At 48.7% G+C, this 17,555-nt stretch carries 11 protein-coding genes; 4 read left to right on the plus strand and 7 right to left on the minus strand.

The features are described 5' to 3' along the window. Positions 1-48: 48 nt before the first annotated feature. Positions 49-2,118 carry a polyphosphate kinase 1 gene (gene ppk1, locus XMM312_RS04300; RefSeq protein ID WP_173481837.1) on the plus strand — a complete coding sequence of 690 codons (2,070 nt, stop codon included), beginning with the start codon at positions 49-51 and terminating at the stop codon, positions 2,116-2,118. After that, a complete protein-coding gene (locus XMM312_RS04305; RefSeq protein WP_173481838.1) occupies positions 2,102-3,613 on the plus strand; it encodes an exopolyphosphatase in 1,512 nt (503 codons plus the stop codon). Before ppk1 ends, XMM312_RS04305 begins: the two co-directional genes overlap by 17 nt. Here the strand turns inward: XMM312_RS04305 and pstB are convergent. The 6 genes from pstB to uvrD form a co-directional block, all read right to left on the minus strand. Next, entirely contained in the window at positions 3,610-4,410 is an 801-nt protein-coding gene (gene pstB, locus XMM312_RS04310) for a phosphate ABC transporter ATP-binding protein PstB (protein WP_254442847.1), read from the minus strand. The two genes, XMM312_RS04305 and pstB, sit on opposite strands and share 4 nt — an antisense overlap. A gap of 50 nt (positions 4,411-4,460) precedes the next feature. After that, entirely contained in the window at positions 4,461-5,768 is a 1,308-nt protein-coding gene (gene pstA, locus XMM312_RS04315; RefSeq protein WP_173484185.1) for a phosphate ABC transporter permease PstA, read from the minus strand. Then, positions 5,761-7,143, minus strand: a complete 1,383-nt coding sequence (pstC, locus tag XMM312_RS04320; RefSeq protein WP_173484184.1) for a phosphate ABC transporter permease subunit PstC — start codon at positions 7,141-7,143, stop codon at positions 5,761-5,763. The genes pstA and pstC overlap by 8 nt, the downstream gene beginning before the upstream one ends. A gap of 69 nt (positions 7,144-7,212) precedes the next feature. Then, positions 7,213-8,244 (minus strand): substrate-binding domain-containing protein, encoded by a 1,032-nt coding sequence (locus tag XMM312_RS04325; protein ID WP_173481842.1) that lies wholly within the window; start codon positions 8,242-8,244, stop codon positions 7,213-7,215. 171 nt (positions 8,245-8,415) lie between these two features. Further along, positions 8,416-9,966 (minus strand): inorganic phosphate transporter, encoded by a 1,551-nt coding sequence (locus tag XMM312_RS04330; RefSeq protein ID WP_217363589.1) that lies wholly within the window; start codon positions 9,964-9,966, stop codon positions 8,416-8,418. A gap of 156 nt (positions 9,967-10,122) precedes the next feature. Further along, entirely contained in the window at positions 10,123-12,327 is a 2,205-nt protein-coding gene (gene uvrD, locus XMM312_RS04335; protein WP_173481844.1) for a DNA helicase II, read from the minus strand. A gap of 131 nt (positions 12,328-12,458) precedes the next feature. Here uvrD and XMM312_RS04340 point away from each other — a divergent pair, with 131 nt between their 5' ends. Further along, the gene (locus XMM312_RS04340; protein WP_173488763.1) at positions 12,459-13,628 is read left to right on the plus strand and encodes a GAK system CofD-like protein; all 1,170 of its coding nucleotides are present in this window, start codon (positions 12,459-12,461) and stop codon (positions 13,626-13,628) included. 96 nt (positions 13,629-13,724) lie between these two features. Here XMM312_RS04340 and XMM312_RS04345 read toward each other — a convergent pair whose 3' ends face one another. Beyond that, positions 13,725-14,690: a homoserine kinase gene (locus XMM312_RS04345; RefSeq protein WP_173481846.1), complete on the minus strand. Its 966-nt coding sequence runs from the start codon at positions 14,688-14,690 to the stop codon at positions 13,725-13,727. A 106-nt stretch (positions 14,691-14,796) separates the two neighbouring features. Here XMM312_RS04345 and polA point away from each other — a divergent pair, with 106 nt between their 5' ends. Next, the gene (gene polA, locus XMM312_RS04350) at positions 14,797-17,553 is read left to right on the plus strand and encodes a DNA polymerase I (protein WP_173488764.1); all 2,757 of its coding nucleotides are present in this window, start codon (positions 14,797-14,799) and stop codon (positions 17,551-17,553) included. Positions 17,554-17,555: the final 2 nt, after the last annotated feature.

Below are 17,555 nucleotides of genomic sequence, written 5' to 3' on the forward strand. Positions count from 1 at the left end.
AAAGAAATCAGCTTTTTAGGCTGTTGAGATAAGCCCAATGGACACGCAATGCAGTTAATTGAAAAAGAGTTAAGTTGGTTATCGTTCAATGAACGCGTACTGCAGGAAGCTGCGGATGTAAACGTACCCATCATTGAGCGTGTCCGTTTTTTGGGTATTTACTCCAGCAATTTAGATGAGTTTTTCAGAGTTCGGGTTGCAGACTTGCACCGTCGCCTACGTCTTGAGCAACTAGGCAAGGTCGAACCCAAAGGGATGTCGGCTGAAAATCTGTTACATCTAGTGAATGAGAAGGTACAAACTCTCGCAGATCGTTTTAATGACATCCACATTGATGTCATCAAGGGACTCGCCCGTCGCAATATCTTTCTGATCAATAACGATCAGTTGAACGAGAAAGAGGGTGGCTGGTTACGGAAATACTTCCGAGATGAGGTCCTGCACCACATCACACCCATCTTAGTGAATGAGAACACCAAGCTTGCTAGCGTCATGAATGACGAAGATGCGTACCTGATGTGTGCCCTAAAAAAAGGGACTTCAGTTCAGTATGCACTTCTTGAAATTCCTTCTGATAAAACCAACCGATTTATCCAACTGCCTCGAATCAAAGGTCAGCGGCGAAAGCCAATCATCGTGCTCGATAACGCCATTCGCTATTGCGTTGACGATATCTTTGATGGATTTATCGATTTTGACTCGACCGAAATGTTTGCCGTTAAGGTGACGCGAGATGCGGATTATGACTTAGAGCGTGATGTTGAGTTATCCCTACTAGAGAAAATGTCTCAAGGCATCAAACAGCGTGATACGAATAGGCCTGTGCGACTGGTCTATGACGAAATGATGCCTGATTACATGTTTGACTTCATGTGTGAGAATTTGGGGCTACAACCCGATGCGGAAACCACTGCGAGCGGACGTTATCGAAACTTTAAAGACTTTATTAATTTTCCAAATGTTGGTCCTCGCTATCTAGAGAACGAAAAGCTCTCGGCTCTGAATAGTCATCAATTTGATAGTGCATCGAATGTATTCGAAGCGATCTCTAAAGAGGACATTCTGCTCCACTACCCCTACTATAAATTTCGTTATTTGACTGATTTTGTGCGTGCGGCGTCGTTCGATCCCGCTGTTAAGCAGATACAGGTAACGGTTTATCGAGTAGCGAACAATAGTCAGATTCTCAAATCACTGATCGAGGCTGTTAAGAACGGTAAAAAAGTGATTGTCATTGTCGAACTCAGTGCACGATTTGATGAAGAGGCGAATATTGAATGGGCACGTGAACTTACTGAGGCAGGGGTTGTTGTTGAGTTTGGTGTTGCCTCACTTAAGTGTCATGCAAAAATAATTCACGTCGTCCGAGAAGAGGAGGGTGAAGAGGTTGCTTATGGTTACATCAGTACGGGTAACTTGAACGAGAAAACTGCTCGAATTTACACTGATTTTGGTCTGTTTACTAAACGACCTGAGATTACAGAAGAGCTCGATAAAGTCTTTGATTTTATTATCAATCCTTACAAAAATTTCAAGTTCAAACATCTTCAAGTTAGTCCAAATTACAGCCGTGACCCAATCAATCAATTGATTGATGATGAGATTGAAGCGGCACGCAATGGCAACCGTGCCGAGATCTTTTTGAAAGTGAATAATCTAGTCGACGAAGGACTCTCTAATAAACTTTATGAAGCGAGCCAGGCGGGAGTCAAAATACGTCTAATTGTTCGCGGAATGTGTAACATTTTAGCCGGTATACCAGGCGTGAGTGACAATATCAAAATCATCAGTATTGTCGATCGCTATCTTGAGCATGCTCGTGTGTCACTGTTTTATGCTGGTGGTAAACGAAAGATGTTTTTAACTTCTGCTGACTGGATGACTCGCAACATCGACCACCGAATTGAAGTCGGTTGCCCAATTTTGGATAAAAATGTTCGTAAGCTCATTAAGGACCAGCTCGACCTACAATGGCGAGATAACACTAAGGCTAGAGCCTTAGACCCGGAGCAGGCCAATCATTATGTAACTCGTGGCAATCGTAAGAAAATACGCTCACAGATGGCGATTTACGACTACTTAAAACAGCTGGAGCGCTCTCGTGAACGACAAGCATAACTCTGAATCTGAATCACGACACTTTGCAGCGATTGATCTAGGTTCTAATAGTTTTCACATGTTGGTCGTGCGTCAACTTCACGATGATGTGCAGCCCCTTTTTAAACACAAAGAGCGTGTTCGCTTGGCTGAGGGTTTAGACGCTAAAAATAACCTCTCTGAAGAGGCTATCGAACGAGGAGTCGCAGTACTCAAGACATTTGCTGAACAACTAACGCCCTTTCCAAACTGTACTGTGCGCGTGGTCGGTACACACACCTTGCGAATTGCTAAGAATCGCAGTGAATTTCTTGCCTCTGCTAGACAAGTCTTTCCATACCCCATCGAGATTATCAGTGGTCAAGAAGAGGCTCGCCTGGTTCATTTGGGTGTTTCAAGTTCAGAGCACTTAGCGGGTAACACCTTGGTCATTGATATTGGTGGCGGGTCCACTGAGGTTGCACTCGGTCGTGAGAATAGCTTGGAATTAGGTCGCTCTCATACTATGGGTTCGGTGAGTTTTACCGAGGCCTTCTTCAGTAAAGGCGTTGATAAGGCCTCTTATAAAAAAGCGAAGCTCTATGCGCAACAGCAGCTGGAACGCTTTTCTGCCCTCTTTGCATCCATCGGTTGGAATCAAGTCCGGTGTACTTCAGGTTCAGCACAAGCGATAGCGACAGCCAGTGAAAACTTGGGCTATGATCCGAAAGAGATTTCCGCTAAATCGATAAAAGCCTTACGTAAATTAGTCGTCAAAAATGAGTTATCCAGTAAAGTTGTAAAAGGCATTAGTGAGCAACGATTGCAGATTTTCGCTGGTGGTTTGGCGATTCTAGATGCCGTTTTCTCTAGCCTCGAGATTGAGCAAGCCAAGTTTTCCTCTGGTGCGTTACGTGAAGGTTTGCTGGGAGAGTTTACGGCGTCATCGGGTGATCAGCAGGATACTAGAACGCGTGCGATTCGCTCATTGATGGCACGTTACCACGTTGATACCAAGCATGCGGAGCGAGTCAGTGATACCGCAACGAAACTTTGGCGGCAGTTAGCTCCAGAATTACGACTTCCGGTTTTTACTCGTCGTTACCTGCAATATGCGGCACTGACACATGAGGTAGGACTAAACCTAAATTCAAGTGGTTTGCAGAAGCATTCAGCCTATATTTTAGAGCATTCAAACCTAGCCGGTTTTAGTTTCGACCAGCAAAAGCTGGTCGCGCTAATGGTTCGATTGCATCGTAAAAAGATTAAAAAGTCCCTAGTGACCAACCTTGGCATGCTATCCAAAAAACATGCCATCGCGTTGATTCTGATTTTACGTATCTCTGTTATCTGGCACCTAAGTCGAAGCAGCGAGTACCCTGAAGTACCTAAAATTGAATTCGATGGCGAACGACTCACCCTCTCATTAGATGCAGAGGTCAGTGATGAATATCCACTCCTGATTGCGGATCTGGAGCGGGAAGAGTCTTTCTGTAAACAGTACGGCATCGATATGCGAATTGAATTTCTGCTCTAACCAAAACGGCCTGTAATGTAATCCTGCGTTAGCTGGTGTGATGGGTTGGTGAAGATCTGTTCAGTATTACCCACCTCAATCAGATCACCCAGGTGGAAGTAGGCTGTACGATCAGAGACACGCGCTGCCTGTTGCATTGAGTGCGTGACGATAACGATGGTGTACTGACTTTTAAGCTCTTCGATCAACTCTTCAACCTTTGCTGTCGCAATAGGGTCCAGTGCGGAACAAGGCTCATCCATAAGAATGACCTCTGGGCTTACCGCAATAGCGCGTGCGATGCATAGACGCTGCTGTTGACCGCCCGATAGGCCTGTACCCGGTTGATCTAGACGATCTTTAACTTCGTTCCAAAGGCCCGCTTTCTCTAGTGCTGACTCTACGATGTCGTCCAATTCACTTTTGCTTTTCGTTAAGCCATGAATACGAGGACCGTAAGCAATGTTGTCGTAGATCGATTTAGGGAATGGGTTTGGCTTTTGGAAAACCATGCCGACACGCGCACGAAGTGGTACAACGTCCACGGATGGCGCGTAAATATCCTGGCCATCCAATGCGATAGTACCCTCTACTCGACAGATATCGATGGTATCGTTCATACGGTTCAAGGTACGAAGGAAGGTTGATTTACCACAGCCGGATGGGCCGATGAAAGCAATGACTTCCTGCTCACCAATATCGATGGTGACATCATTGATGGCATGTTTGTCGCCGTAGTAAACGTCAACATTACGAGCAGTCATGCGCGGGTTTTCAACAAACACATTACCCGTCGTTTTGATATTACTGTTTTCCATCTTCTTGTCCGTTGAATTGTTTAAGTCTTTAGATTCGTTCATTTTTTCGCTTACCAACGACGCTCTAGCTTCTTACGAAGCAAGATTGCAGCAGCATTCATCGTGATAAGGAAGGCCAGTAGTACGATGATTGCAGCACTGGTTTTCTGAATAAACATTCGCTCTGCAAAGTCAGCCCACATAAAGATTTGAACCGGTAATACTGTCGCAGGGTCGGTAAAGCCACCAGGAATATCAACAATGAAGGCGACCATACCAATCATCAACAGTGGTGCGGTCTCACCTAGAGCTTGCGCCATACCAATGATGGTACCCGTCAGCATACCCGGCATCGCCAATGGGATGACATGGTGGAAAATGGTCTGCATTTTCGACGCGCCAATACCCAGTGCGGCATCACGAATACTCGGCGGTACTGCACGAATCGCCGCGCGCGAGGAGATGATAATCGTCGGCAGAGTCATCAGTGCCAGTACGATACCGCCCACTAGCGGAATAGATCGTGGCATACCAAAGGTGACGATGAAGATCGCCAAGCCCATGATACCGAACACCACTGAAGGCACTGCCGCTAGGTTGTTGATATTGATCTCAATGATCTCAGTCCAGCGGTTTTTCGGAGCAATCTCTTCAAGATAGACGGCTGCTGCAACCCCAAGAGGGAAGGCGATGCTGACACAGATAGCCAGGGTCAGGAGCGATCCAAAAAGCGCTCCTTTGATGCCTGCCATCTCTGCATCACGCGATGCAGAACCGAAGAACAGGTAGTCACTTAACTCGTAGCTGATTAAACCGGCTTCTTGCCACTTATCTACGATCTCAATGGTGAAGTCGTTGATTCGACGATCCTTTTCTGGGGTCTCACGTTTAATGAATCCACGCAGGAACGAGTCGATATCATCATCCACAGCAAACTTAATCGTTTGGGTTGTCCCCATCAGTTCAGGGTTCGCCTTTACGAAATCGATCAGGCGCTGTGAGCCACCCGAAGAGACCATCTTACGAAGGGCCTTCTTGGTTTTTCGGCCTCCCTCTTCACCAATAGAGGCCAGTGAGGCTTCCAAAATAATTTTGTCGGCATCGCCCGAGAAAAGCGAGGCATCTGACATATCACCTTGTGGGTCAAGACGCGCTTTGTCCAATACCACATCCAGCTGAACGTAGTGCTGGAACATACCTGGCAAGCCTTTCGTTAAGATGCCCGAGAACAGAATGACTAGGAATGTTAACGCTAAGCCAACAGCCGATAAGCCCATCAGACGAAAGCGCTTCTCTTTCTTGCGACGTTGTTTAAGTGACGCTTCAACGCGCGCAGTCGCCTCTTGAGGTGAGAGGCCTTTGAATGCCTTGTTAGTCATATTGTTCCCTGTACTTCTTAACAATTTGAAGGGCGAAGAAGTTTAGACCCAAGGTCAAAATAATCAGCATCGTAGATAGCGCAAATGCTGATAGTGTTTTCGCCGACTCAAACTCTTGGTCACCGACCAGAATTGTAACGATCTGAGATGTCACCGTTGTGACAGCATCGAGAGGGTTGAACGAAAGGTTAGCCGCTAGGCCCGCAGCCATTACTACGATCATGGTCTCACCGACTGCACGAGACACCGCAAGAATGACGGCCGCAACAATACCCGGTAGGGCCGCAGGAAGAACTACTTGGCGAGTCGTCTCGCTTTTTGTTGAGCCCAGTCCGTAAGCTGCATCACGAAGTGATTGAGGTACAGCGTTAATCACGTCATCTGAAAGTGATGAGACGAATGGAATGATCATAACGCCCATGACGAGACCTGCCGCGAGTGCTGATTCAGACGCAACAGTAAGACCTAATGATTCCCCCAACCCTTTGATAGCAGGTGCAACAGTTAAGGCTGCGAAGAAGCCATAAACCACAGTGGGTACGCCGGCAAGAATCTCAAGAAGCGGTTTAACAGTAGAGCGTACTTTGGGTGATGCATACTCTGCTAGATAGACCGCACTGGCTAGACCGACAGGCACTGCAACGATGATCGCGATAGATGAGATTAATAAGGTGCCGGCAAACATCGGAAGCATACCGTATTTAGCTTCACCTCCACCCGATCCAGCGCGCTCTGCGCCTTCGAATTGAGGGTTCCACTCGGTACCAAAGATGAAATCAGTTGGCGGTACCAGTTGGAAGAATCGAATGGTTTCAAACAGTACAGACAGTACGATACCAATGGTTGTTAGTATCGCGATAGTCGATGCTGCAATCAGACCGTATGAGATCAGCTTTTCTACACCGTTACGTGCACGAAAATCGGAATCGATCTGACGGTAAGCGATTAGACCACACACAGTTGCTAGGCCTAATACCACGGCTGATTTCAGCATCGTAGAGGTTGCAGCCCAGCCAATCCAAGCATCTCCTGCTTGCAGAACCCATGCTTCAGGTTCACCAAAACGGATGCCTGCGACTATGTTTTCTACCTTGGCGAGCGCCACAATGGCTTGTGAGCCACCGGCAGCAAGGATTTCAGGAGGATAGAAATCACGCACCCAGCTCTGGAACAGCTGAATATCGATGATAGACCAGAGAATCAATACAACAACCGCTGGGAAGAAGGCTAAAGAGCCAGCCCAAAGGCCATAGTAGTTCGGAAGTGAGTGGAATACCTGCCCATTTGATCGAGCGATAAGAACCGTCCTTTTAGCTATGAAGTAAAAGGCGAGACTGATGACTGTTAAAATAATTAGCAACGAAGTCAGTGTCATTTCAGTATCTCAAATGCTGCAAAATCCGGCCTGTAATACAGGCCGGATTAATTTCAATCTAGGATTGGGTTACTTAAGAGCATCAGCAGTAAGAACTGGCAGTGCTGTCATGCGAGCAGCCATCTCTTCACGTTCTGCAGTTGGCATTGGGATCATGCCTGCGTCCGCTAGGATGCCATCTTCGTCCCAGTGTTTAGTCCACTCAGTCATGTACTCAGCAATGCCTGGTACAACACCAACGTGCTGGTGTTTAACGTACATGAACAGTGCGCGTGATGCTTTGTAAGAACCGTCAGCAATCGCTTCGAATGTTGGTGCTACGCCATCCAGTTTCGCACCCTGTAGAGTGTCAGAGTTCTGATCAAGGTAAGAGAAACCGAAAATACCGAAAGTTTCTGAGTCTTCTTGCAGCTTTTGAACGATCAGGTTGTCCTGCTCGCCAGCTTCGATGTACGCACCGTCAGTACGCATCGCACGACAAGACTTTGCTTTTTTGCCTGCTGCTTTTAGTGCTGCTTTCATCTCGTCGTCTTTTTTACAGAACGCTTTTTCGTTGATGATTTCAGCGAATGATGCACGAGTACCAGAAGTCGTTGGTGGACCGTAGACACGGATTGCAACATTTGGAAGCGCTGGGTTAACGTCTTTCCAAGTTTTGAATGGGTTATCAACTAGCTCACCGTTAACGGCCACTTTAGCTGTTAAGGCTTTACCAAGGTCTGAGCGAGAGATCTCTAGTTGAGCAGCGTCTTTAGAGTTAGCAAATACGATACCGTCGTAGCCGACTTTGATCTCAGTGATCTTCACGCCGTTTGCATCACAGTACTCTAGTTCGCCACTCTTCATGCGTGAAGAAGCGTTACCGATATCGATGAACTCAGTACCGATGCCGTCACAAACGCCTTTTTTACCAACAGAAGAACCGCCTGATTCAACAACAGGTGTGTTGAACGCTGGGTTACGACCTAGACGCTCAGCAACGATTGTTGCGAATGGAAGAACGGTAGATGAACCAGCGATGCTCACGTTATCTCGGGCCATTGCTGGAGTGCTCATTAGAGCGGTTAAAGTAGCAGCTGTTGTTGCGAGTCGTAGGAACATTTCAAACTCCTTAGTTTCTAAATCAGTCGGTAGGCTGTCGCTTACCTCTTTGATAACTATTAGGCGCTTGCTTTGTTACAACTCTGTGAAGCGTTTATGACAATTTAATGATAAATATAAGACGCAAAAAAGCCCCACGAAGGGGCTTTTTGATGGATAGTTTGGCGTTTATTAGACCATGATTCCACGGATTACGTAGAACAGAATCGCAGCCAATGTACCTGATGCTGGAACTGTAATAATCCATGCAGCGGCAATTTTGTAAACAGCTGAACGCTTAACCAACTCCTGTTTGTAAGCTTTCTTAAGCTGCTTGCGCTCTTTTTTGCTCAGCTCTGCAGAGGCTGTTTTCTTCTTAAGTTGCTTAAGCATTTTAGCTTTGTCATCGATTGATGCACTTTCAAACTTAGCAAGAAACTCTTCTACTTCCTCTTGATCGGCGCCTTGGTGGTGCGATTTGATCTCGTTGATCATGCGTGCGTGGCTTGATTTCAAGTACTCACGAAGGAAGCCCACACCGAATACACCGCCCACAGCAATGTGAGTTGAAGAGACTGGAAGACCTAGCTGAGAAGCGATGATAACCGTGATCGCTGCCGCCATAGCGATAGAGAATGCACGTGTCTGATCCAACTCAGTAATCTCAGAACCAACAGTTTTGATCAGTTTTGGACCAAATAGTGCTAGACCCAACGCGATACCTAGAGCACCGATCATCATGACCCAAAGTGGGATTGCTGCTTTCGTTGAAATGCCGTGGTTAACGATCGCATCGTTGATCGCCGCTAGTGGACCAATGGCGTTTGCAACGTCGTTTGCACCGTGTGCGAAACTTAGAAGTGCTGCAGCGAAGATTAGAGGAATGGTGAACAGTTTGTTAACACCCGCTTTGTCGTTATCCAAGCGGTCAGCTGCTTTAGCAACCAGACCTTTAACAATGAAGTAGATAACAACCGCAATGGCTAGACCGATTAGAAGAGCTGTCACAAAATCGAGTTTGATCAGCTTCTTAACGCCTTTAAGTGCTAGGTAAGTCGAGAATGCCCAAGCCATCAACATGATCAGCAGAGGTACCATCTTCTTAGCTGCAACACGCATGTCCGACTTATAAGTAATGGTGCGTTTGATTAGGTATAGGAAACCAGCTGCAATCAGACCGCCAAGTACAGGTGAGATCACCCAGCTTGCTGCGATCGCGCCCATCTTGTCCCAGTTAGCAATACCAAAACCGCCTGCAGCGATACCAGCACCCAATACACCACCAACAATAGAGTGAGTAGTAGAGACAGGAGCACCAACAGCCGTTGCTAGGTTAAGCCATAACGCACCGGCGAGTAGTGCGGCTAACATCAACCAGATAAAAGTATCGGCATCGCCAATCACTTCAGGGTTGATGATCCCTTTTTTAATTGTGCTGACTACGTCACCGCCTGCAATTAAAGCACCAGATGCTTCAAAGATAGCCGCGATAATAATAGCGCCTGTTAGGGTAAGCGCCTTTGAACCTACTGCTGGGCCGACGTTATTGGCTACGTCGTTAGCGCCGATGTTCATTGCCATGTAACCACCGATCATTGCGGCAATGACAAGGATGTAACTTCCTGGGATATCCCCAACTTGTGCTGAGATAAAGAGAACAATACCTACTAGGAAGAGTAGGGCGTAACCGATGCGCATAACATCGCCACGGTTAGATGCTGTCGCTTTATCAAGCTTATTCATATCTTTGATTTCCAAGAGAAGCTCCTCTTGCTTGGTTCATTGATTTACCACTACTTAAAGTAGTCGCTAATTTAAGTTGACGCTATTTAAATACACTTTTGTTACAAGAATGTTACACAGGTGTAATTTTTCTTTAAACAAACTGAAATGTTTTGCTCACAGCGTCGTAAGATTAGCAAAACCAACGACCAGCCATTTGGTGCCTTCATAGTCGAAGTTCACCTGTACTCGGGCTTTCGGTCCGGACCCCTCGAAGTTTATGACCATGCCATCACCAAATTTAGGGTGGTTGACCCTCTGGCCTAGACTGAGTTGAGTGTCGGGCACTTCGCTGGCAAAAGCGGATTGTGGTGTGAAGCTGACCTCCATATCCGAGCCACTCGAAAGCGGTCGGCGAACGCTAGCATTCAGGCGCACCTCTTCTATCAACTCCAATGGAATCTCCTGAATGAAGCGTGAAGGGCGGTTGTAGTTGTCTTGGCCATGAAGTCGGCGGGACTCAGCATAGGTCATGTAGAGTTTCTGCATGGCACGCGTAATGCCTACATAACAGAGGCGGCGCTCCTCTTCTAAACGTCCGGGCTCTTCGGCCGACATGCTGTGTGGGAACAAGCCTTCTTCCATACCGCATAGGAAGACCAGCGGGAACTCCAAGCCTTTCGCTGAGTGCAGTGTCATCAGTTGAACGCTGTCGGTATTGGGATCCGCCTGTGATTCACCGGCATCCAGTGCAGCTTGATCAAGAAAGGCTGCCAGCACGGAAGGGAACTCAGGGTTCTCCTCCTGGGACCACTGCTGCTCAAACTGGCGCGCTGCGGTCACTAGCTCTTCTAAGTTTTCGATGCGTGATTGAGCTTTTTCACCTTTCTCTTTTTCATGGTGAGCAATCAGTCCAGAGAAGCGAATGGTATGTTCTGTCCGCTCCTGCAGGGATGCCTCTTCTGTATCAACCGTCAACTGATTGACCAGATCTAAGAAGGCCTGCAGTGCATTGCCGGCACGTGCAGGTAGTTTCTTATGCTCGATAATCTCGTTCGAGGCTCGCCACATTGATATGCCTTGGCTTCGCGCGTAATCGCGTACCTCTTCAATGGTGCGGGTGCCGATGCCTCGGGTTGGCACGTTAATGACGCGCTCCATCGCCGTATCGTCATCGCGGTTGGCTATTAGGCGCAGGTAGGCGAGGGCATTTTTAATCTCTAAACGCTCATAGAATCGTTGGCCGCCATAGATGCGATAGGGAATTGCGGCACGGATCAGCATCTCCTCAAGCACACGGGATTGTGCGTTGGAACGGTAGAGAATGGCGCTCTCGTCACGACGATTACCATCCGATACCCACTGTGCGATGCGATCGACAATGAATCGCGCTTCATCCTGTTCATTAAAGGCTGCGTAGAGGCTGATAGGATCGCCTTGATTGCCCTCGGTCCACAGCTCCTTACCCAGTCGTCCAAAGTTGTTGCGAATGACGGCATTGGCCGCAGACAGAATGTTGTCTGTCGAGCGGTAGTTCTGCTCTAACTTGATGGTCTTAAGCCCACCAAAGTGTGCCTCAAGGTTTTGAATGTTCTCAATACGTGCGCCACGCCAGCCGTAAATCGACTGATCGTCATCGCCCACGGCCATCAGTTTGTGTTCACCCTGACAGAGCAGGCGCAACCAAGCGTACTGAATGGCGTTGGTGTCTTGGAACTCGTCTACTAAGACGTAACGGAAGCGCTCTTTGTAGTGCTGCAGCAGTTGTGGGTTCTTATCACGCAGCAGTTCAAGGCAGCGCAGCAGGAGTTCACCAAAATCGATCATGCCGCCGCGATCACAGGCTTGTTCATACGCCTCATAGACACGTATTAAGGTGTCTTGTACCAGGTCACCGGTGCGCTCTAGATGTTTACTGCGTAGCCCTTCATCTTTCTGTGCATTGATGTACCACTGAATCTGTTTCGGCGGCCAGCGTGAATCGTCTAATCCCATCTCCTTAGAGATGCGTTTAACCAAACGTAACTGGTCATCGGAGTCCATGATCTGGAAGTTCTCACGCAGCCCGGCCTCTTGCCAGTGCGAGCGAAGCAGTCGGTGCGCCAAGCCGTGGAAAGTACCGACCCACATGCCATGCACATTGACGTTGAGCAGGCTCTCGATACGTCCACGCATCTCTTTAGCCGCTTTATTGGTAAAGGTAACCGCCAATATCGAATAGGGTGAAATCTGCTCGGCTTCTATCAACCAAGCGATTCGGTGAACCAAGACACGCGTCTTGCCTGATCCTGCACCGGCCAGCACCAGAAGGTTGCTGATATCCGCGGTAACCGCTTCACGCTGCGCATCGTTGAGGGAGTCGATAATGTGAGTTACATCCATAGTGCCGCACTGCTCAAAAAGAGAAATTACTGAATGGGCGTACAGTATACGCATAATTATTATGGGAGTCTTGGCATTCCTACGCAGCAAACTTACACTGGGATGACATATCCACCTTTATTGAGTAGTGAATGCCCTTATCTGCTGACCATACGACTGCCCGTTTGGCTGAGTATCAAGCCAACCCTGATACCGGGCCTAAGTTGCTTTTTTTTAGCGGTGGCACTGCGTTGAATGGCTTTTCGCAGATTCTCAAACGCTATACCCATAACTCTATTCATTTAGTGACTCCCTATGACTCTGGCGGCAGCTCCGCTGTGTTGCGAAACGCATTTGATATGCCTGCTGTTGGCGATTTGCGCTCCCGCATGATGGCGTTAGCTGACGCTTCACTCGCCGGTCACCCTGAAGTGATCGAGCTGTTTGCGTACCGCCTGCCGACCGATGAATCACAGTCGTTATTACGTGCAAGGGTCGAGGCGATGCAACAACGCAACGACAGGCGCGTTCAGTCCATTCCCGAGCCAGTTCAGAGCATTATTTGTGATTTTTTAAACTACTTTCTTGAGTCAGCCCCCAAGGATTTTGACTTCAGGCGAGCCAGTATTGGTAATCTGATATTGGCGGGGGGCTACCTGAGCCATAATCGATCATTAGATCCTATTGCTCTGCTGTTTAGTCGTCTGGTTCATGTTAGAGGCCAAGTACGCACTGTTACGGACGAGTGCGGTGAACTGAAAGTGACGACAGAGAGTGGGCGAGAGATCATCGGGCAGCATCGGATGACAGGAAAAGAGTCCCAGCCATTAAATGAGCGTATCGCCTTACTTGATCTGCATTTGCCGCAGGGCACGGAATCGCATTTGGCTGATCAAGAGAGAGGTTGGATCAATTCAGCAGATCTGGTCGTCTTCCCGCCCGGTAGTTTCTATAGCAGTATTCTGGCTAACCTACTCCCCAAAGGGGTGGGTAAAGCGATCATGGATAACCCTGCCAGCAAAGTGTATGTCCCAAATTTAGGTATGGATCCTGAGCAGTTTGGTATGACCTTGCAGGAGCAGGTTGAGCAGTTGGAACGATTTGTTGCTCGAGATGCAGGCGGTGGTTTTCAAGGTGGATCGGAGCGCTGTATCGATATTCTGCTGACCGATTCCACACTGTTGAGTGGCATTGATGCAGAGTTTCTAAACTGGCTTGGTAAGCGTGGCATTCAGCTTTTGGATGTTGATCTGGCTAATCCTGAACGCACAGATCGCTACGACGAGATTAAGTTGGCGGAAGCTTTATTATCACTGGCATAGATAGATGGGTCAGACCAGAGGTCAGACCCACCGGTTCCTCACAGGTGTCTGACCTCCGGTCTGACACCACTATCTTTTAAATGTAGAAATTCGTTCCTACAGCTGACTCGGCGATTTAATTCGGTGCATCAGCACCTGTTTAAACTCATCAGGGTCTTTCAGTGTCTTATCGCTGCCGTTGCCTTGCTGGGCATCAACCCAAGGCTCAAGGCGTGATAGCCAAAAACGCATCGCGGCGGTACGAGTCAGCTGCGGCCAAACCTCATGCTCTTCTGCACTAAAGGGGCGAATCGCTGAATAGGCTTTTAACAGCGCTTGCTCTCTCACCGGATCAATCTGCAGATTCTCATCCAGACACCAATCATTGGCGACAATCGCAAGGTCATAGAGCCAGTAGGCGGTTGCCGCATTGTAGATATCCAGAATTGCCGTCAGCTTATCCTCATGGAACAGCGCGTTGTCATGGAAAAGATCGCCATGGGTAATGCCCATCGGCAGGTTGGTGTAGGTGTCGCGTAGCTCATCAAACCGAGCGACCTCTTCGGATAGCAGATCACGAGACTCTGAATCGATAAAAGGCGCGAGTCGTTCACTCTCTCTGCGCCACCAAAATACCCCACGGTGTGCCTGACGCTTTAGATAAAAATCCTTAGAGGCTTGGTGGTAGTGTGCAAGGGCTGTGCCGATTTGAGCACAATGATTGGCCGTCATAAGCTCGCGTTTTAGGTGTGCACCGGGGTATCGCGGTTGAATAATGGCCGGTTTTTTTGAGATCTGTTTCAGACCAATGCCATTGCGATCTTCGATGGCATAAGAGACGGGAACATTACGTTTCGCTAGCCAGCTGCCCAGTTCAACAAAGAAAGGTGCCTCATCTCTGTCAAGCTCTTCAAAGAGAGTGAGTACATACTCCGCCTGCTGGCCGCTCTTTTCTGTTGTTAAGAAAAAGTTGGTGTTTTCAATACCACCGTCAATGCCTTTAAGTGCCACGGCCTGGCCAATATCAAAATCAGCGAGCAGTTTGTCGAGGTCGGTGTCAGACACCTGAGTGTATACAGCCATGGTTGGTTCTCAATGATCAGGGGCTATCTGCTGCTAAAGCTTGGGTGCAGCAGCGCTTTTGTCTATGATTGTGTGCCTTGCTTAAAAATACAATAGATATCTTATTATGACCGACACAAAAGCCCCCGTAGTTCTCGTTGATGGCTCCTCTTATCTGTTCCGCGCCTTCTTTGCGTCACAACAGGCTGATTTAAGAACATCCGACGGACGTCCAAGCGGTGCGGTGCGACTGGTCACCTCAATGATGCGCAGTCTGCTAAAGAGTTATCCAAACTCTCCTGTGGCGGTCATCTTCGATGCTAAGGGTAAAACCTTCCGTGATGAGATCTATCCTGAATACAAAGCACAGCGTCCTCCGATGCCCGATGATCTGCGTGAGCAAATTGAGCCGGTTCACAACATTATTAAGGCAATGGGATTGCCACTGTTGGTGGAAGAGGGCGTCGAAGCGGATGATGTGATCGGTACACTGGCGCGCCAGGCCGAAGCGCACAATTTAGAGGTTGTGATCTCAACGGGCGATAAAGATATGGCGCAGTTGGTCGATGATAAGGTCACCCTAATCAACACCATGACTGACACTAAGATGGATCGCGACGGGGTGGTCGAAAAGTTTGGTATTCCCCCAGAATTGATCATCGATTATCTGGCTCTGATGGGCGATAAGGTCGATAACATTCCAGGTGTGCCTGGCGTGGGCGAGAAGACAGCACTGGCGCTTCTGCAAGGTATTGGCGGTATCAGTGACCTCTACCAAAATCTCGATAAGATTGCCGATCTAACCTTCCGTGGCTCTAAAACCATGGCCAAGAAACTTGAAGAGCATCGTGAAGCGGCTGAGCTCTCTTATCTGTTAGCGACTATTAAAACGGATGTTGAACTGTCGATCTCTCTATCGGATGTGCACCTTCCGCAACCTGATAACGCTTCGTTGATTGAGCTGTTTAAGGATTACGAGTTCCGCTCATGGGTGGCGCTATTAGAGGGCCCCGATGGGCAAGCTGTTGAAGACTCTGCGCCTTCAAACGAGCCCGTTGCTCCTAAGCCCAGTGTTGAACGCCACTACGAAACCATTTTGGATCAGGCGACGGCCTCTGCGTGGTTTGCCAAACTGCGCGCTGCGGGCACCTTTGCCTTTGATACCGAGACGACCAGCCTAAACTACATGCAAGCTCAGTTAGTGGGTGTCTCATTCTGTTGTGAAGAGGGCAAAGCGGCCTACTTGCCACTGGGCCATGATTACGTCGGCGTGCCGGAGCAAGTTAATTTTGATTGGGCGTTAGCTGAGCTTAAAACGCTGCTCGAGGATGCCTCCCTCAATAAAGTGGGTCAGCACATTAAGTACGATATGAATGTGCTGGCGCGATATGGCATCAATGTTCAGGGCGTATCAGCCGATACCATGCTGGAATCCTATGTACTGAACAGCACCGCGACACGCCATGATATGGACAGTTTGGCTAAGTTCTATCTAGATGAGAGTACCATCAGCTTTGAATCCTTGGCCGGTAAAGGCAAGAAGCAACTGACCTTTAATCAGATCGAGATAGAGCAGGCCGCCCCTTATGCCGCTGAAGATGCCGATATTACGTGGCGTCTGCATGAGACCTTGCAGCAAGCTCTAAATGAAGTGCCTTCGGTGAAACCGATTCTAGACGAGATCGAGATTCCACTGATTCCGGTTCTGTCACGCATTGAACGCAACGGTGCGCTGATTAAATCGGTACTGCTGGCGCAACAGAGTGCTGAGATCGAGCAGCGCCTTAAGGTGTTAGAGAACGACGCGTTTGAAGCGGCGGGCGAGCCGTTTAATCTATCCTCACCTAAACAACTGCAGACCATTCTGTTTGAAAAGCAGGGGCTGCCGGTGATTAAGAAGACTCCGAAAGGCGCCCCGTCGACGGCAGAAGAGGTGCTGCAAGAGTTGGCGCTGGAGTACCCACTGCCCAAGCTGATTATTGAGCACCGCGGTCTAACCAAATTGAAATCGACCTACACGGACAAGCTGCCGACGATGGTTGATCCCAATACGGGTCGTCTGCATACCTCATACCATCAAGCGGTGACGGCTACAGGACGTCTCTCTTCGACTGACCCGAACCTGCAGAATATTCCGGTTAGAACGGCCGAAGGTCGACGCATCCGACACGCCTTTGTCGCTCCAGAGGGCTACCGCATGGTGGCGGCCGACTATTCACAGATCGAACTGCGCATTATGGCGCACCTCTCTGGCGATGCGGGATTGGTCAATGCCTTTGCCAATGGCGATGACATTCACAAAGCGACGGCTGCCGAGGTCTTTAAGGTCTCACCGGATGAGGTCAGCACCGATCAGCGCCGCAGTGCCAAAGCGATCAACTTCGGCTTGATCTACGGTATGTCTGCGTTTGGTTTGGCCAAGCAGTTGGGTACGTCGCGTAAAGAGGCGCAGACCTACATTGAGCACTATTTCGAAACCTACCCAGGTGTCCAAAACTACATGGAGAGCACCCGCGACATGGCGCGCGAGCAGGGGTACGTTGAGACCATCTTTGGTCGCCGTCTCTACTTGCCAGAGATCAACGCCCGTAACCCAATGTTGCGCCAAGGGGCTGAACGGACTGCGATCAACGCTCCGATGCAGGGTACCGCCGCCGATATCATTAAGCGCGCTATGTTGGCGGTAGATGCTTGGCTAACAGAAAGCGGCTTTGATGCCAGAATGATCATGCAGGTGCACGATGAATTGGTCTTTGAAGTGGCTGTAGATCAGGTTGATGCATTTAATGCTGAGATTAAACGTCTAATGGAGTCGGCCGCTGAATTGAGTGTGCCGCTGTTGGTCGAAGTGGGTGTCGGGGATAACTGGGAGCAAGCGCACTAAGC

Source organism: Marinobacterium sp. xm-m-312 (assembly GCF_013283295.1).
Classification (GTDB): domain Bacteria; phylum Pseudomonadota; class Gammaproteobacteria; order Pseudomonadales; family Balneatricaceae; genus Marinobacterium_E.